Source organism: Dankookia sp. P2 (genome assembly GCF_050632255.1).
Taxonomy (GTDB): domain Bacteria; phylum Pseudomonadota; class Alphaproteobacteria; order Acetobacterales; family Acetobacteraceae; genus Paracraurococcus.
This window is the reverse complement of record NZ_CP192581.1, coordinates 5853633-5868647: the sequence shown is the minus strand read 5'-3', so window position 1 is coordinate 5868647 and position 15015 is coordinate 5853633. Positions and strand designations below refer to the sequence as shown.

20 protein-coding genes and 4 pseudogenes are annotated in these 15015 nt (G+C 70.0%); 9 read left to right on the top strand and 15 right to left on the bottom strand.

All coding sequences use genetic code 11. The features are described 5' to 3' along the window. Positions 1-42: 42 nt before the first annotated feature. Together ACQ86J_RS34840 and ACQ86J_RS34835 are read right to left on the bottom strand one after the other, a co-directional pair. Positions 43-354 carry an amidase family protein gene (locus ACQ86J_RS34840; RefSeq protein WP_431269106.1) on the bottom strand — a complete coding sequence of 104 codons (312 nt, stop codon included), beginning with the start codon at positions 352-354 and terminating at the stop codon, positions 43-45. After that, positions 339-1451, bottom strand: coding sequence for an amidase (locus tag ACQ86J_RS34835; protein ID WP_431269105.1), 1113 nt, complete (start codon positions 1449-1451; stop codon positions 339-341). The genes ACQ86J_RS34840 and ACQ86J_RS34835 overlap by 16 nt, the downstream gene beginning before the upstream one ends. A 370-nt stretch (positions 1452-1821) precedes the next feature. Between ACQ86J_RS34835 and ACQ86J_RS34830 the strand changes: the two genes are divergently transcribed. Then, on the top strand, positions 1822-2034 hold the full coding sequence (locus ACQ86J_RS34830) for a PsiF family protein (protein WP_431269104.1): 213 nt from the start codon (positions 1822-1824) through the stop codon (positions 2032-2034). A gap of 163 nt (positions 2035-2197) precedes the next feature. Here ACQ86J_RS34830 and ACQ86J_RS34825 read toward each other — a convergent pair whose 3' ends face one another. The 7 genes and pseudogenes from ACQ86J_RS34825 to def form a co-directional block, all read right to left on the bottom strand. Further along, positions 2198-3049, bottom strand: coding sequence for an ATP-binding protein (locus tag ACQ86J_RS34825; protein ID WP_431269103.1), 852 nt, complete (start codon positions 3047-3049; stop codon positions 2198-2200). Between the two features lie 148 nt (positions 3050-3197). Beyond that, positions 3198-3557, bottom strand: a pseudogene (locus ACQ86J_RS34820) (PAS domain-containing protein); the annotation flags it as partial. Continuing rightward, positions 3439-3702 carry a hypothetical protein gene (locus ACQ86J_RS34815; protein WP_431272638.1) on the bottom strand — a complete coding sequence of 88 codons (264 nt, stop codon included), beginning with the start codon at positions 3700-3702 and terminating at the stop codon, positions 3439-3441. The pseudogene ACQ86J_RS34820 and the gene ACQ86J_RS34815, both read right to left, overlap by 119 nt. A 320-nt stretch (positions 3703-4022) precedes the next feature. Continuing rightward, complete coding sequence (locus tag ACQ86J_RS34810) at positions 4023-5324, bottom strand: AsmA family protein (protein WP_431269102.1); 1302 nt, start codon at positions 5322-5324, stop codon at positions 4023-4025. A gap of 122 nt (positions 5325-5446) precedes the next feature. Then, the gene (locus ACQ86J_RS34805) at positions 5447-5896 is read right to left on the bottom strand and encodes an AsmA family protein (RefSeq protein ID WP_431269101.1); all 450 of its coding nucleotides are present in this window, start codon (positions 5894-5896) and stop codon (positions 5447-5449) included. Positions 5897-5996: 100 nt separating this feature from the next. Beyond that, on the bottom strand, positions 5997-6590 hold the full coding sequence (locus tag ACQ86J_RS34800; RefSeq protein WP_431269100.1) for a COQ9 family protein: 594 nt from the start codon (positions 6588-6590) through the stop codon (positions 5997-5999). Next, positions 6587-7090, bottom strand: coding sequence for a peptide deformylase (def, locus tag ACQ86J_RS34795; protein WP_431269099.1), 504 nt, complete (start codon positions 7088-7090; stop codon positions 6587-6589). The genes ACQ86J_RS34800 and def overlap by 4 nt, the downstream gene beginning before the upstream one ends. A 218-nt stretch (positions 7091-7308) precedes the next feature. Between def and rpsU the strand changes: the two genes are divergently transcribed. From rpsU to ACQ86J_RS34770, 5 genes are all read left to right on the top strand, one after another. Next, a complete protein-coding gene (gene rpsU / locus ACQ86J_RS34790) occupies positions 7309-7512 on the top strand; it encodes a 30S ribosomal protein S21 (protein ID WP_007006360.1) in 204 nt (67 codons plus the stop codon). Between the two features lie 174 nt (positions 7513-7686). Continuing rightward, positions 7687-8310 carry a glutathione S-transferase N-terminal domain-containing protein gene (locus ACQ86J_RS34785; RefSeq protein ID WP_431269098.1) on the top strand — a complete coding sequence of 208 codons (624 nt, stop codon included), beginning with the start codon at positions 7687-7689 and terminating at the stop codon, positions 8308-8310. A gap of 207 nt (positions 8311-8517) precedes the next feature. After that, a complete protein-coding gene (locus ACQ86J_RS34780) occupies positions 8518-9828 on the top strand; it encodes an MBL fold metallo-hydrolase (protein WP_431269097.1) in 1311 nt (436 codons plus the stop codon). Between the two features lie 395 nt (positions 9829-10223). Beyond that, entirely contained in the window at positions 10224-11039 is an 816-nt protein-coding gene (locus tag ACQ86J_RS34775) for a pyridoxal-phosphate-dependent aminotransferase family protein (RefSeq protein WP_431269096.1), read from the top strand. A gap of 141 nt (positions 11040-11180) precedes the next feature. After that, positions 11181-11315, top strand: coding sequence for an entericidin A/B family lipoprotein (locus ACQ86J_RS34770; RefSeq protein ID WP_431269095.1), 135 nt, complete (start codon positions 11181-11183; stop codon positions 11313-11315). A 42-nt stretch (positions 11316-11357) separates the two neighbouring features. On the opposite strand, the gene ACQ86J_RS34765 is transcribed toward ACQ86J_RS34770, so the two are convergent. The 6 genes and pseudogenes from ACQ86J_RS34765 to ACQ86J_RS34740 form a co-directional block, all read right to left on the bottom strand. Then, complete coding sequence (locus tag ACQ86J_RS34765; protein WP_431269094.1) at positions 11358-11534, bottom strand: hypothetical protein; 177 nt, start codon at positions 11532-11534, stop codon at positions 11358-11360. A 359-nt stretch (positions 11535-11893) separates the two neighbouring features. Next, a pseudogene (locus ACQ86J_RS34760) lies at positions 11894-11956 on the bottom strand (hypothetical protein); the annotation flags it as partial. A 2-nt stretch (positions 11957-11958) separates the two neighbouring features. Beyond that, positions 11959-12462, bottom strand: a complete 504-nt coding sequence (locus ACQ86J_RS34755; RefSeq protein WP_431269093.1) for a hypothetical protein — start codon at positions 12460-12462, stop codon at positions 11959-11961. An 82-nt stretch (positions 12463-12544) separates the two neighbouring features. Then, positions 12545-12700 carry a hypothetical protein gene (locus tag ACQ86J_RS34750; protein ID WP_431269092.1) on the bottom strand — a complete coding sequence of 52 codons (156 nt, stop codon included), beginning with the start codon at positions 12698-12700 and terminating at the stop codon, positions 12545-12547. Further along, positions 12663-13436, bottom strand: a complete 774-nt coding sequence (locus ACQ86J_RS34745; RefSeq protein ID WP_431269091.1) for an MFS transporter — start codon at positions 13434-13436, stop codon at positions 12663-12665. Before ACQ86J_RS34745 ends, ACQ86J_RS34750 begins: the two co-directional genes overlap by 38 nt. A gap of 255 nt (positions 13437-13691) precedes the next feature. Further along, a complete protein-coding gene (locus ACQ86J_RS34740) occupies positions 13692-13892 on the bottom strand; it encodes a hypothetical protein (RefSeq protein ID WP_431272774.1) in 201 nt (66 codons plus the stop codon). Here ACQ86J_RS34740 and ACQ86J_RS34735 point away from each other — a divergent pair. The 3 genes and pseudogenes from ACQ86J_RS34735 to ACQ86J_RS34725 all read left to right on the top strand — a co-directional run. Further along, a pseudogene (locus ACQ86J_RS34735) lies at positions 13834-13980 on the top strand (hypothetical protein); the annotation flags it as partial. The gene ACQ86J_RS34740 and the pseudogene ACQ86J_RS34735 sit on opposite strands and share 59 nt — an antisense overlap. A gap of 94 nt (positions 13981-14074) precedes the next feature. Then, a pseudogene (locus tag ACQ86J_RS34730) lies at positions 14075-14230 on the top strand (CoA transferase); the annotation flags it as partial. A gap of 94 nt (positions 14231-14324) precedes the next feature. Beyond that, positions 14325-14984, top strand: coding sequence for a CoA transferase (locus tag ACQ86J_RS34725; protein ID WP_431269090.1), 660 nt, complete (start codon positions 14325-14327; stop codon positions 14982-14984). Positions 14985-15015: the final 31 nt, after the last annotated feature.

Below are 15015 nucleotides of genomic sequence, written 5' to 3'. Positions count from 1 at the left end.
TGGGGTTCGGGGAGGGAATGCTTTTCCCTCCTCGACCTTGCCTCAGAGCGTCGGTGCCTTTCGATGCCAATCCGTCACCTGCTGATAGGCATCCGCCGCCCGCAGCACCGTCGCCTCGGCGAAGGGCCGCCCGGCCAGCTGCAGTCCCACCGGCAGGCCGCGATCGTCGAAGCCGCAGGGGATGCTGATCGTCGGCAGGCCGAGATAGTTGAACGGCCGCGTATTGGCCGAGACCGCCATGAAGCGCGACCAGTTCGCCGGGTCGGCGTCGATGTCGGTCTCCGCCAGGGTCGGCACCCGGGTCCGCAGCGTCGGCGTCGCCACCAAGTCGAAGCCGGTCAGGGTCTCCGCCACGAATTGCCGCAGCAGGGGCCGCGCCGCGCCAAGCCCTCGATATAGAGATGCGCCGGGATCGCATAGCCGCCGAACAGGCGCGCCGAGAGGTGGATCGAATAGTCGCCCGGCTGCTCGCGCATCCAGTCGGCGTGGATCGCCGCGCCCTCGGCCCGGCTGACCAGCGCGGTATATGCGGCGATCGCCCGCAGGCTCGGTGCCTTGACGCGCGTGACCTCGGCGCCGGTGGTTTTCAGCGTCGCCAGCGCCGCCTCGAAGGCGGCGATCACCGGCGCATCGGCGCCGTCGAGGAAATAGGTCTCGCAGACCGCGATCCGCATGCCGCGCGCGCTGCCGGTCAGCGCCGCCTCGTAATCCGGCACCGGCTCCGGCGCGCTGGTCGGGTCCCTGGGATCCCTGCCCGCGATGACGCCGAGGAAGCGCGCCGCGTCGCGCGCGGTCCGCACCAGCGGCCCGACATTGTCGGCCGAGAAGCTCAGCGGCATGACCCCGGCACGCGAGACGCGCGTCTGCGTCGCCTTCAGCCCGGTGACGCCGCATAGCGTCGCCGGCAGCCGGATGGACCCGCCGGTGTCGCTGCCGAGCGCCGCGGTGAAGAAACGCGCCGCCACGCCGGCACCGGACCCGGAGGAAGAGCCGCCCGTGCAGTAGTCGAGGTTCCAGGGATTGTGGCAATCGCCGTGATGCACGTTGTGGCCGGTCGGATTCTGCGCGAACTCCGCCATGTTAAGCGTGCCCATGTCGATCGCGCCGGCGGCGTCGAGCCGCTCCAGCACCGTCGCAGTCACCTTGGGGACGAAGTTGCGGCGGATGGCGGAGCCGCAGGTGCTCACCTTCCCGGCCCGATAGTACATGTCCTTGTGCATCATCGGCGCGCCGGCGAGCGGGCCGAGGGTCGCGCCGGCGGCGCGCGCCTTGTCCTGCGCCGCGGCGGCTTCCAGCGCCGCCTCGCGGTCCAGCCGGATCACCGCATTCACCTTGCCATCCTGCGCCGCGATCCGGTCGAGGCTGGCGCGCACCAGGGCTTCCGCGGACACCTCGCCCTTGGTGAAGGCATCGGCGGCTTCGGTCATCGACAGCGTGGTGAGGTCGCTCACTGGCCCACCCCTTCGATGCCGGCTCCATGCAGTCGCGCAGCGCCGCCTCGAAGCTGCTCGGCTCGTCCTCGAAGACCATGGTGCCGCGCAGCGCCTCAAGATCGGCAAGCAGGGCGGCGTAATCGGCCAAGCCCAGCCGGGCTGCTTCATTGGGCAGCGACACGCCGCTCCAGCGGCGGATCGCCTCCATCGTCGGCAATACGAGGTCGGGTTCAGTCGGCATGGCTATCCCCTTCACCGGCGCCACCGGGCGGCGCGCTCCGGCCAAAAGGTTAGCAAGGCGCATGCCCGGCAACAGTCCCGAACGTCAGGGTTGAACCGAATCGGTGCCGCAAACTATTCTGTCTACATCGCCTAGGGAGAGCCAACGATGCGGCGCCTTCTCGTCCCCCTGCTGCTGATTGCGGCGACCTCGCCCAGCCTCGCCGCCGAATCCAAGCCGAAGCGGGAACCGAGCCCCGCACAGGAGGCGCAGCACGAAAGGATGCGCCAGTGCAGTGCCACCGCGAAGGAGAAGGGCCTGCACGCCGACCCGCGGAAGGCCTTCATGAAGGATTGTCTGTCGAAGCACGCCGCGGGGTAGAGCGGATGGCAGAGGGGCAGAAGCGCCCAGAGGCGTGAACCGTTCTGCATAAAACAAGCCGAGACGGCGTGCCGCAGCGCAGGTTCGGCGCACCGCCTGACGCGGATTGGACGGGGGCGGCGCAGGCGCCACCGAGGCGCCGGACGGGGGGTCCGCCGCCCCCTCAACCGATGCCGGTGGGCCCGTCCAGCACCTGCCGCACCTTCCGGCCGAGCTCCAGACGCCGATAAGGCTTGTTGATCACCTCGAATCCCGAACCGCCGATATCGGCCCGCTCGATCGAGGCCTCGGCATAGCCTGTCATGAGCAGGACCTTCAGCCGCGGCCGGCGGCGACGTGCCTCCCGCGCCAGCATCACGCCGTTCATGCCGCCCGGCATGATCAGGTCGGACAGCAGCAGGTGCACCAGCCCGCCGCCGTCCAACACCGCCAGCGCCTGCCGCGCGTTCCCGGCGCGCAGCACGCGATAGCCGAAATCCTCGAGGAAGGCCTGAGTGACGTCGCCGACATCGGGCCGGTCTTCTACCACCAGCACGCATTCGCTGCCTTCGCGCTCCTTGGCGCGGGACGGTGCCACCGCCGGTGCGCGGCTCTCGCCGTCATCCGCCGGGAAGTACATCTGCACGGTGGTGCCGACGCCTTCCTCGGACTCGATGCGGACCGCGCCGCCGGATTGCCGGGTGAAGCCATAGACCATGGACAGACCGAGCCCGGTGCCCTTGCCTTCCTCCTTGGTGGTGAAGAAGGGCTCCAGCACCCGGGCCCTGACCTCGGCCGACATGCCGGTGCCGGTATCGGCCACCGCGATCGTGGCGTAGCGCCCGGACGGCAGGCCGGCGAACGCCGCCACATCCTCGGGTCCGACGAGAATGTTGGCGGTTCTTACCGTCACCTGCCGCTGCTCGCGACCGGCCATGGCGTCGCGCGCGTTGATCAGCACGTTCAGCAGCGCGACCTCGCACTGGCTGGGATCGACGCGGCAGTTCCAGAGGTCCTTCGCCAGGTCCAGGCGCAATCTCGATCTCGTCGCCCAGCGTGCGGCGGGCCATGTCGTGCATGCCGCGCACCGCCTGGTTCAGGCTCAGCACCCGGCCGTGCAGCCGCTGCTTGCGGGCAAAGGCGAGCAGCTGCTGGGTCAGGGTAACGGCGCGTTCTGCCGCCGCCTGCGCGTTGCCAAGGCCGCGCTTCTGCCGGGCGACGTCGATCGGGTCGCGGTCGAGCCCCTGCAGGAGCAGCTCCTGGTAGCCGAGCACAACCTGCAGCAGGTTGTTGAAGTCGTGTGCGATGCCGCCGGTCAGCTGGCCGAGCGCCTCCATCTTCTGCGCCTGGCGCAGCGCGTCCTCGGCATCCCGGCGGCGGGAGACGTCGAGCTGCGAGCCGAAGAAGTACAGCAGGCCTCCCTGCTTATCGAGTACTGGGGAGATGAACAGCGCATTCCAGAAGGAGGAGCCGTCCTTGCGGTAGTTCAGGACTTCGGTCGCCAGCTCGGTGCGGTCGCGGATCGCGTCGCGGATGGCCGCCACGGTGTCGGGATCGGTCTGCTGCCCCTGCAGGAAGCGGCATGATGTGGCCGACGATCTCGTCCCAGCCATAGCCGGTCATTGCCAGGAAGGCCTGGTTGGCGAAGATGATCGGGTTGTCCGGCTGGTGCGGGTCGGTGACGATCATCGGCATTCGGGTCGTCTGGACCGCGGCGAAGAACACCTCGCTCTGCCGGTTCTTCGGGTCGAAGGGCGGGCCGGCATCCAGCGTCGGCCGGGGCCGGCGGCCGGCTTCTCGGCGGGGGTGCGGTTCATTGGATCTCGTCGAGGATGCGCCGAGGGGCCGATGGACCCCAGGGGCGATATGCTGATGACTACGGAACGGTATTAGGCGCACCATCCCCTGAGGGTTGCCCTGCGTGGCACGCACGATGCCGCGACGCGAAGCCAGGCTCAGCGTCGTGCCGGGGCCGGGCCGCCTCCCTGCGACTTCGCGACCCGCGCGGGTCAGCCGCTCGCACTGGCTGTTCTCCCCGACGCCGAGCTGGATCGTTGGCAGCAGCAGGCCAGCGGGGCGAACAGCACGCCCAAGCCCACTGCCGCACCGGCCCGCGCGCCAAGCTCCCCCATGTCGGGTGCGATGTCGGGCGACTTGAAGCTGCCGGTGATGCCGATGCTGGTGGGCAGCGAGCCGATGCTGAAGCGTTTGCTGTCTGTGCGCAGCCGCAGGTCCAGCACCTCCTTGCCGAGGCCCGCCACACCGCTGCCCGTGACCACATGGCTTTCGGTATCGAGCAGCAAGGTGCGAACCGAGAGCGCGCCCTGGCGCAGGCCGAAATCGCCGATCAGGCACTCGATCTGCGTGCGTTCGGGGATGCCTAGCGCCGAGAGCAGCGCCTTGCCGAATTCGAGGCCGGAGAGATCGGCCAGCAGTGAACTGATGTTGCCGCCGACCGAGACCACGGTCAGCGACCCGTTGCCGTTGCCCAGCATCTCCGACAGCGACCGGCCGGTGGTGTCGATCTGCCCGACCCCGCCGACGCTGCCCGCGCCGCCGGCGCCTGCCGCCTGCATAAGACGGGCGATGTCGACCCGGCGCAGCTCGATCTCCGCCTTGGCGCGCAGCATGCCGTTCTCCTGCGGTTTCAGGGTGGCATCGGCGCTGATCTCGCCGCGGCCGACCTTGAAGGCGCCGGGGTGCAGCCGGATCACACCATCGACGATGTCGAGCACCATCTCCAGCCCGTCGAAGGGGATGCCCCGGCCGCGGATGCTGTCGGCCCGGTAGCGGACATGGATGTCGGCCGCCCGCAGCCGCGGGATGCTGATCGGCGCGGTCGGGATCAGCCGCGGGCTGGCCGCGGCGCGGGCGATCTCGCGACGCTGCTCGGCAGTCTGGCCGGGCGTGCCGGCGCGTCCGGGGGTGCCGCCGATCACCCCGCCGAGATCGGCGAGGTCCACCCGCTTCGAATGTAGGTCGGCTGTGAAGTCGGTGCGGGCGCCGGTCGAGACGGTATAGGCACCGGCGATGTCGCTGTTGCCGACCTGGCCCTCGACATCGGTGAAGCGGAAACGGCCTGCAGCGTAGTCGAGCCGACCGGAGGCACGGAAGGGCGGGGTCGCCGGAATCGGCACTCCGGTCAGTGGGGTCAGCCGTGCCATGTCGGGCGTCTGCACCTCCAGCCGCAGGTCGGCGCCGGCCAGCTTCACCGGATCCCGCACGGTGCCCTTCAGGCTGACCCGGGTCGGGCCGTTGGACAGCTGCAGGTCGACCGGCCAGGGCCGCTCGGCATCGCGCAGGTTCAGCACCGCGCCGCCACGGAACTTGGCGGCGATCGGCTGGGCGGCGTAGCGGCCTTCGGCATCGGCCAGCAGGGCAGGCTCCTCCCCGGGCGGCTCCTCGGTCTTCAGGTCGACGCTGAAGTCGGCCTTCAGCCCGGCGATGGCGGCGTGGACCTTGCCGTCGCGGATGCGCAGGGCGCCAAGCTGCGGACCACCGCCCTCGGCGCCCTCCCCGGCGGGCCGGCGGCGTCGAAGGCATAGTTGGTGCTGCCGTCCGGGCGGCCGACCAGCTCGACCTGCGGCTGGTCCAAGGTCACGGCGGGGATCACCACCGCGCCGCGCAGCAGCGGGGCCAGCGCGACATCGACCTCGGCCCGCGGCAGCCGGGCCAGCGGCGGGTCATCCTGGAACCCCGCGGGGTTGCCGACCCGCAGCTCCTCGGCAGTAACGGTGATGGTGCGGCCGAGCTTCACATGCAGGTGCTGTAGCGTGACTGGCCGGCCGAGCCGGGCGGAGGCCTGGGCCTCGACGATGGGGATCAGCCAGTCCCAGCGGAACAGCACGAGGAACAGCGCCAGCCCCGCCAAAGGCAGCCCCACTCCCAGGCCCCAAGCCCATGCCCGCCGATTCGCCATGCTCTCCCGCCCTGCCCTGTCCCGGCCCAAGCGCCCCAGGACCGGCAGGGTTCAGCGACGGGGGTCAGGCGGCGACGGCGGGCCGCTTGCGGCGGAGCCTCTGCAGCCGGGACAACTCGGCCAGCCGGCGGTCGAGGAACTGCATGGCGCTGTAGATCGAGGGATCGGAGTCCCGCAGCCACCAGGCGACGGTGGAGGTGTAGATGCCGGCCAGCGTCGCCCGGCGGGTGTACCAGGAGAAATCCGCCGAGCTGTCGCCGGCGGCGTGCCACATGGCATCCACCGCCCCGGCCGTTGCCCGCAGCCCCTGCGGCGCGTTCCAGGGCAACGCCAGCAGGGCGAGCGCCCGGCGCAGCGCCGCCTTGTGCGGTGCCATGGCGATCAGCCGCAGCTCGACCACCCTGCGGATGCGCTGGGGAACGCGGAGGGCGGTGACCGCCTCCGCCGCGGCGGAGGCCTCCATCTCCCGGTTGAGCAGGTCGATCCAGGCCAGCACGGCGCCGACCGGGCCGGTCGGGAAATGACTCTCGGCCAGGGCCGGGTCCTCCCCCGCCGCCCGCAGCCCGGCGCGGATCGAGCCCCAGTTCCAGCCATCCCGGGCGGCGACCGGCAGGATCGCGCGGATCGCCCGGTCGCGGGCCTCGCTGCGCTCGGTCATCGGCCGGCGCTGCCGGCGGCGCGGGCCAGCTCCTCGGTGAAGCCGAACAGCGCGAGGTCCCGCATGCGCATCGGGTACATCACCCCATCCAGGTGGTCGGTCTCATGCTGCATGACCCGGGCGGTCATGCCCTCGGCCTCGCCCTCCACCGGGTTGCCCCCGGCGTCCAGGCCGCGGAAGCGGATCCGCTTTGGCCGGCTGACGCAGCCGCGCAGGCCGGGGATGGACAGGCAACCCTCCCAGGCGCTCTCGACTTCCTCCCCCACCGGCTCCAGCTCCGGATTGATCAGGGCGGAGACCCCTGGGGTGCCGCGCCAGACGAAAAGCCGCAGAGGGACATGGACCTGCGGCGCGGCTAGGCCGATGCCGGACGCATCCTGCATCGTTTCGGCCATGTCGGCGATTAGCCGGCGGATCTCCGGATGTGTGGGGTCGTCGACCGGCTCGGCCTCCCGCAGCAAGACCGGGTGGCCCATGCGGGCGATCTTCAGGATGGGCATGGGGCCTCCGGGGATGTCTGCTGCCGGGGATGCAAATAGGATCGCCCAGCCGCGGCGGCGAGGGCTTCCAGTCAAGGTCATAACCATGCTAGACGCCCCGTCTCCGCAATACGGTAGGGGGTAGCCGCGCGGGGTCCCGGGTGATCGGGGCCAGCCGGAACCGTCTGCCGCTTGCGGCCGTTTGCTTTTGTCCCAACAGCGATAGGAGGCTGGGCCGCGTGCAAGTCGTCGTCCGTGACAACAACATCGACCAGGCGCTGAAGGCGCTCAAGAAGAAGCTGCAGCGCGAAGGTGTGTTCCGCGAGATGAAGCTTCGTCGCCATTACGAGAAGCCGTCCGAGCGCCGCGCCCGCGAAGCCGCTGAGGCCGTCCGCCGCGCCCGCAAGGTCGAGCGCAAGCGCCTGGAGCGTGAGGGCTTCTAAGCTCGATTCGCCCGCCCTTCCGGCGGGCGAGACCTGACCGAAGCAGCCGCGGCACGGGATGACCCGTGGACCGCGGCTTCGCTTTTGGGGGTTCATCATCGCTTCGGCCCGGCGCAGTCTCCCCGCCTCGGACGGGGGAAAGCAGCGCATGGGGTCGATTCGAAACGCCGGCGGGTGCGGCGCGCCATGATGCGGCTGCACTGGTCCTCTCGCTCTCCCTTCGTCCGCAAGGTGATGGTGGTGGCGCATGAGGCGGGGGTGGCCGACCGCATCGAGCGCATTCCCACCGTGGTCGCGCTGACCAGGCAGGACCCGGCCGTGCTGCGGCAGAACCCGCTGGGCAAGATCCCCACCCTGATCCTCGAGAACGGCCGCGCGCTCTATGACTCGGTGGTGATCTGCGAGTACCTGGACGGGCTGGGCGGCTCCCCGCGGCTCTTCCCCTCCGCCGGGCCGGCGCGGATCGAGTCGCTCCGGCGTCAGGCGCTCGGCAATGGCGCGTTGGATTTCCTGCTGCTCTGGCGCGGCGAGATCGGCCGGGCGGCGCCCGACGAGCGCATCATCGCCGGCTTTGAGGTCAAGCTGGCGGCGGTGCTGGCGACGCTTGAGGCCGAGGCGGCGGCGCTGTCGGCCGGCCCCCTCGATATCGGCCGGGTGGCGATCGGCTGCGCGCTCTCCTACCTCGATTTCCGCTGGCCCGGGTCCGGCTGGCGGACGGCCCATCCGGCGCTGGCCGCCTGGCATGCCGGCTTCGCCGCTCGGCCCTCGGTCCGAGCGACCGAGCATATCGACGCCTGAGCCGCGAGGCTTGGGCCTCTCCCCGGCCCGGCGCGCTGGCCTGTCGCCCGCGTCAGGGCTAGGGCTTCGGCCAAACGGGGGAAACCACACCATGCAGCCCTTGCGGATCGGCGACGTCACGATCACCAGCATCGTCGAGCGCGACGGCCCCTGGCGCCGCCCGGCCGAGATGTTCCCGCATACGACGCGGCGGTCGGGGCGAAGCACTTGGCGACACTGGACCCCGTGGTCTTCGACCCTGCCACCGGTCGCATGGTCATCACCTACCAGACCTTCGTGGTACGCACCCCGAAGCACACCATCCTGGTCGATACCTGCACCGGCGAGGACAAGGGCTATCCGGCACCGATGGACTTCCCGAAGCAACCCTGGCTGGACGGCTTCGCCGCCGAGGGGCTGCGCTTCGAGGACATCACGCATGTCTTCTGCACCCACCTGCATATCGACCATTGCGGCTGGAACACCCGGCTGGTGAACGGACGCTGGGTACCGACCTTCCCGAAGGCCAAGTACATCTTCCACAAGCGCGAGTACGCGGCCTGGGAGGAAGCGACGGCGCGCGGCAGCAACCCGCCCGGCAATGTCTGGCGCTACAATTGCGAACCCGTGGTCGCGGCCGGCCAGGCGCTGCTGGTCGACGACGACTTTGCGCTCGACGACACCATCACCCTGCAGCCGACCCCGGGCCATGCGCCCTGCCATTGCTGCATCAACATCCGCTCGGGCGGCCAGCGCGCGGTGGTCACCGGCGACCTGATGCACCATGCGCTGCAGGTGCGGGAGCCGGATTGGTCGACCATCTTCGATTGGGACCCGAAGATGGCCGCGGCCGCACGGCGCACATTCTTCGACGAGGTTGCCGGACACCCCGGCGGTGATGCTGCCGATCCACTTCCCCGGCCGAACGGCCGGCCGCATCACCGGTGGCGCGGCCGGCTTCGACTACAAATTCCTCTAGAGGAAACGCCCATGGCCCGCCTCCCCTACCTGGAGAAATCCGACCTCAAGCCGGAAGACCAGGACCTGCTGAAGCGCGAGATCACCCTGCACAAGGCGCTGGTGAACAGCCCCGGCGCGGCGCGCGCCTTCAGCACGCTCGGCCAGTATATCCGCTACGGCGCCAAGCTCGATCCGCGCTTGCGCGAAGCTGGCAATCCTGCAGGTCGGCTGGCTGGCGCGCTCGCCTTACGAATGGTCGCACCATGTCAAGATCGGCTACGATTTCGGCGTCACCGACGAGGATATCGAGGCGATCAAGACCGAGACGCGCGGCGAGACCACCGCACTCGACCCGCTGGCGCGGCTGGTGCTGCGCGCGGCGCGGGAAGTCTATGCCGGGCCCGGGATTGGCTACGAGACCTTCGCCGCTTTGCGCGCCGCGCTCGACAACGAGGCGATCGTCGACCTCACCGTCACCGCCAGCTTCTACTGCGCCGTGGTCCGCGTGCTGGCCTCGCTCGAGGTGGATGTCGAGGACAGCTACATGCCCTATCTGCGCAAGCACCCTTCCCGGTCTGACCGACAAAGGACATTTTGATGAGCGCCAGCGAGACCCCGCGGAAGCCCCGCGGCCGCCTGCTTCTTCGCCAATCCCGGCCCGACCAATATCCCGGACAGCGTGCTGCTGGCGACCGCCCACCACACGGTGGACTTCGCCGATCCCGCCTTCGGCGAGATCTACTGGGCCTGCATGGAGGGGCTGAAGCGCGTCCTCAAGACGAAGCAGGAGATCTTCCTCTATACCGGCTCCGGCCATGCGGCCTGGGAGGCCTGCCTGGCCAACCTGCTCTCGCCTGGCGACACGATTCTCGTGTTGGAGAGCGGGCATTTCTCGCAATCCTGGGGCCGGATGGCGACGGATCTCGGGATCGAGGTGCAGACCGTCGCAGCCGACTGGCGCCGCGGCGTCAGACATGGCCGCGGTGAAGGCGGCGCTGGCGGCCGATACCGGCCATGTCATCAAGGCCGTCGGTGTGGTGCACAACGAGACCTCCACGGGCATGATGATCCCGATCCCCGAGGTGCGCGCGGCGCTCGACGCCACCGGCCATCCGGCGCTGTTGCTGGCCGACACCATCTCCTCGCTCGGCAGCCTCGACTTCCGGATGGACGAATGGGGCGTCGATGCCGCGGTCGGCGGCAGCCAGAAAGGGCTGATGCTGCCGACCGGGCTAAGCTTCACCGGCGTCTCGCAGAAGGCGCTCAAGGCGCATGAGGCCTCGACGCTGCCGAAGCACTACTTCAACTGGAGCGCCATGATGAAGCGCCCGCTGAAGAGCTTTCTCGGCACGGTGCCCACCAGCTTCTTCTTCGGCTTGCAGGAATCGCTGCGGCTGATGGAGCAGGAGGAAGGCCTGGAGAACGTCTTCGCCCGGCACACGCGGCTAGCGCAGGCAGTTCGCGCGGCGGTGCAGCACTGGTCGGGAAACGACGGGCCGCAGCTCTTCTGTACCACGCCGTCGCGCTACTCCGACAGCGTGACCGCGGTGCTGATGCCGGACGGCGTGGATGGCGACGTCTTCCGCCGGGTGGCGATGCAACGCTTCAACCTCTCGCTCGGCGGCGGACTCGGGCCCTTGGCCGGCAAGGTCTTCCGCATCGGCCATCTCGGCGACCTGAACGAGCCGATGATCCTGGGCACGCTGGCGACGGTGGAATTGGCGATGAAGGTCGCCGGCGTGCCGCACACCCCGGGCGGGGTGGACGCGGCGATCGCCGCGCTGGCCTGAGGCAAGGAACGCAAGCGCAAGAATGTGCGCGCCGCCGGCGGCCACGCTCGGGCTGCGGCGGCGTTGCAACTTCGGAGGCGCTTTCCGCCCTCGCGGGATGCTGCCGCCAAGGTCCATGAACCGACCGGAGACAGCATCCCGATGCGCAACCGCACCCTGCTCGCCTTCGCCCTGCTCGCCTTGCTCGGGGCCTGCCATACCACCGCGGGCCTCGGCGAGGACATCTCGCGGACCGGCAAGACGATCGAGCGGTCGGCCGTGAAGGCCGCCCCCTGACGCAAGGCGGCGGGGGCGTGATCGCTCCCGCCGCGCGCGGGCCTAGCCTTTCAGCACGAAATCGCGCAGCACCTCCGGCTTGAAGGCCAGGCCATGGCCGGGCCGTTCCGGCGCGACGATGTGCCCGGCCTCGTAGGCCGGCGGGTCGATCCAGACATCGTCGAGCAGGCCCATGTTCTCGGCCCAGATTGCGTTCGGGATGCTGGCCAGCAGATGCACGTTCAGCTCCGGGGAAGAGGTGCGGCGCCATGGTCATGCCCCAGGTGTCGGCGACCGTGGCGATCTTGCGCAGCTCGGTCAGCCCGCCGCGCATCGGGTCGGGCTGCAGGATGGGCAGGCGCGGGTTCTCGAGAACCGGCTTCAGGTCGGCCCGGCCGAAATGCGCTCTCGCCGCCGACCACGCGCGTGGTCAGCGCCTCGGCGCAGCGGAGGTAGCCGAGCAGAAGTCGTCCGGCAGCACCGGCTCCTCGATCCAGTAGGGGTCGTAGTCCTGAAAGGCGCGGCCGGCGATGATCGCCTGGCTCGGCGGTCCAGCCCATGTTGATGTCGATCATGATCTCGACATCCGGTCCGACCGCGTCGCGTACCATGCGCAGGTTGCGCACGTCCTGCCGCCAATCGCCGATATGAGCCGCCTGCATCTTTATGGCGGTGTAGCCCTGGCCGGCGAAATGCTTCGCCTTGGCCGCCATGCCTTCCCCCAGTGCGCCGCGGAAGCAGCCGCTGCCATAGGCCGGATGCGGCTGCGGACATGGCCCCAGAGCCGGTGCAGCGGCAGGCCGGCCGCCTTGCCCACCACGTCCCACAGCGCGATGTCGATCGCCGACTGCGCCATCATCGTCACCCCGCCGCGGCCGCCGGTCAGGGTCGCGCGCCAGAGGTCCTGCCAGATCCCCTCCACCTCGGTCGCGCTGCGGCCGACGACGCGCGGCGCCAGGGCCTCGGCGATGCAGGCGCCGATCGTGCGCTGCAACGGCAGGTTCAGCAGATGCAGGTAGCCCATGCCGGTGAGGCCGGAGGCGGTGACGACCTCCACCACCACGAGGTCGCGCTGTGCCCCGAGCGCACGGCCGAACAGCCAGGGATCGTCCGCCCAGGCAGCCTGCAGCAGGGTGGTGCGGATCTCGCGGATCGTCAGGTCGGTCATGTCGTGGCTCCCTCTCCCTTCACCAGGATGGCACGCCAGAGCGGCCAGCACAGTCCCAGCGCCAGCAGCCCGAGGCCGCCGGTCAGCGCACAAGGCGATGGTCGCACTCCAGCGCATCGGCCGCGAGGCCGAGCGCCAGGAAGCCGATCGGCCCGAGCCCGATGCAGACCGAGAGCAGGCCGAGCACCCGCATCCGCACCTCAGGCGGGGACAGCAGGTAAACGAGGGTCGCCTGCATGATGCTGAAGCCCGACTGGCCGAAGCCGACCAGCAGCAGCGCGGCCCCGGCGACCGTCGCGTTCGGCGCCACGGGCAAAGCCGGTGACCATGAGGAGGTAGAGGCTCAGTCCCCCGACATAGAGCCGGGCATACCAGGCCGGCCTGGCAAGTGCGGCCATCAGCAGCGCGCCGGCGAAGGCGCCGACGCCGTCCATGCTGGCCAGGATGCCGGTTGCCTCCGGCCCGAGGCCATAGCGGTGCTGCGCCACCACCGGCACCAGGCTCGTGAAGGGCCAGCCGAAGATGTTGAACAGGATCGTCACCACCAGCGTGCCGCGCAGCCGAGGGGACCGCCGCACCGCCTGCAGCCCCTCCCCCATCCGCGCCAGCACCCCTCCCCACCTGCGGGCCACTGCCGCGCTGCGGTAGCGCAGCGTCACCGCGGCGATCAGCGCGAGGAGATAGAGCGCAACGGAGACGAAGAAGCTGCCCTCGATGCCCACGGCCGCGAACAGCAGGCCGGAGACGGTCGGGCCCAGCATGCGGCTCGCATTGTTGCTGCCGACATCGAAGGACATCGCCTGTCCCATGGCGGCGGGCCCGACCACCTGGCCGATCAGCATCCGCCGCACCGGGTTGTCCGCCGCCCAGGCGATGCCGTTGACGAAGCTGGCGAGTGCCAGGTGCCAGACCGCGAGCATGCCCGTCATGGCCAGCGCCGCAAGGCTGGCCGAGGTCAGCAGGCTGACCAGCACGATGGCGGTGAGCGCACCTGCGCGGCTGCACGCGTTCTGCCAAAACGCCGATCGGCGCGCCGAACAGGCCCATCGGCAGGATGCGCAGCATGCCCATCATAGCGACCAGGAAGGCGGAGCCGGTGGCCTGCCAGACGAAGATCGAGACCGCAAGCATCTCGAGCCAGCGGACCATGAAGACCACCAGCCCAATGCCCCAGAGCCGGCGGAAATCAGGAAAGGCGAATGGACGCGGCGGCGCTTCCGCCGGCGCGGTCAGGGCTGGTCGTTCCCTCCATGGCGGGTATGGTGCAGCCGATTGGCGTGCGCCGCCAGGGTGGGCATACTCCCGGCAAGAACGTCCAGGGAATACCCGCCATGCGTCCTTTCGAAGGCATCCGGATCATCGACATCACGCATGTGCTGGCGGGCCCCTTCGCGGCCTACCAGCTGGCGCTGCTCGGCGCCGACAGTCATCAAGGTGGAGCCGCCGGACGATCCCGACCAGAGTCGCGACAGCGGCCCCGACCTGGCGCTGAACCGAGCCAACATGGGCAGCTACTTCCTGACCCAGGGCTCCAACAAGCGCGCGATCACGCTCGACCTGAAGCAGAAGGCGGGCCAGGGACGTCCTGAAGAAGCTGGTCGCCGGCGCCGACGTGCTGGTCGAGAATTTCCGCCCCGGTGCCTTCGAGGCGCTGGGCCTGGGCTGGGAGGCACTGAGCGCCATCAACCCGAGACTGATCTATTGTTCCATGTCCGCCTTCGGCCAGACCGGGCCACGCGGCGTGCAGACCGCCTATGACCACGTGATCCAGGCGACCTCCGGCATCATGGCGCGCGACCGGCACGCCGGAGGTCAACCCGATCAAGTTCGGGGCGCCGGCGATCGATTACGCCACCGGCACCATGGGCGCCTTTGCGCTCTCGGCGGCACTCTTCCAACGGGAGCGGACCGGCCGAGGCCAGCGGATCGACCTCGCCATGCTCGACGTCGCGCTGATGATGCAGGCCAGCCACGTGACGGCCTACCTCGCCTCCGGCAAGGCAGCGAAGCCGAGCGGCAACAAGCACCCGCAGGCCACCAACAGCGCCTATCCGACCAAGGATGGCATGGTGATGCTGGGGGCGAGCAACCTGCGGCAGCAGAGGCGGCTCTGGGCCGCGCTCGGCCGGCCGGAGATGGCGAAGTCGACCAATGAGCAGCGCCTGGCCGCCCGCGACGCCGAGGAAGCTGTGCTCAACGAGATCATGCTGACCCGCACCGCCGACGAGTGGGAGGCCTATCTGCAGTCGAAGCACGTGCCGGCGGCGCGGGTGCGGCGGATGGAGGAGGCGCTGGCCGACCCGCATCTCGCTTCGCGCGGCGTGGTCCACCGCTTCGAGGGCGGCGCGCCCGGCGTGCCGCAGCCCTTCGGCGTGCCGGTCGCCGCCTTCACGCTTGCGCATGGCGGGCCGCGCGTCGACAGCCCGCCGCCGACGGTCGGCCAGCACACCGACGCGGTGCTGGGCGAGCTCGGCTATTCCGCGGCCGAAATCGCCGCGCTGCGCGCCAGCAAGGCGGTTTGAGCATGCGCGACCCGGGGCAGCGGCTGCGCTT

Excerpts from the sequence above, each read along its gene's own strand:
- ACQ86J_RS34830 (WP_431269104.1), top strand. The coding sequence starts at position 1,822 with ATGCGGCGCCTTCTCGTCCCCCTGCTGCTGATTGCGGCGACCTCGCCC.
- ACQ86J_RS34815 (WP_431272638.1), bottom strand. The coding sequence starts at position 3,702 with ATGATCGTCACCGACCCGCACCAGCCGGACAACCCGATCATCTTCGCC.
- ACQ86J_RS34800 (WP_431269100.1), bottom strand. The coding sequence starts at position 6,590 with ATGACCGAGCGCAGCGAGGCCCGCGACCGGGCGATCCGCGCGATCCTG.
- def (WP_431269099.1), bottom strand. The coding sequence starts at position 7,090 with ATGCCCATCCTGAAGATCGCCCGCATGGGCCACCCGGTCTTGCTGCGG.
- ACQ86J_RS34775 (WP_431269096.1), top strand. The coding sequence starts at position 10,224 with ATGGCCGCGGTGAAGGCGGCGCTGGCGGCCGATACCGGCCATGTCATC.
- ACQ86J_RS34770 (WP_431269095.1), top strand. The coding sequence starts at position 11,181 with ATGCGCAACCGCACCCTGCTCGCCTTCGCCCTGCTCGCCTTGCTCGGG.
- ACQ86J_RS34755 (WP_431269093.1), bottom strand. The coding sequence starts at position 12,462 with ATGACCGACCTGACGATCCGCGAGATCCGCACCACCCTGCTGCAGGCT.
- ACQ86J_RS34750 (WP_431269092.1), bottom strand. The coding sequence starts at position 12,700 with ATGCAGGCGACCCTCGTTTACCTGCTGTCCCCGCCTGAGGTGCGGATG.
- ACQ86J_RS34740 (WP_431272774.1), bottom strand. The coding sequence starts at position 13,892 with ATGACTGTCGGCGCCGAGCAGCGCCAGCTGGTAGGCCGCGAAGGGGCC.
- ACQ86J_RS34725 (WP_431269090.1), top strand. The coding sequence starts at position 14,325 with ATGGGCGCCTTTGCGCTCTCGGCGGCACTCTTCCAACGGGAGCGGACC.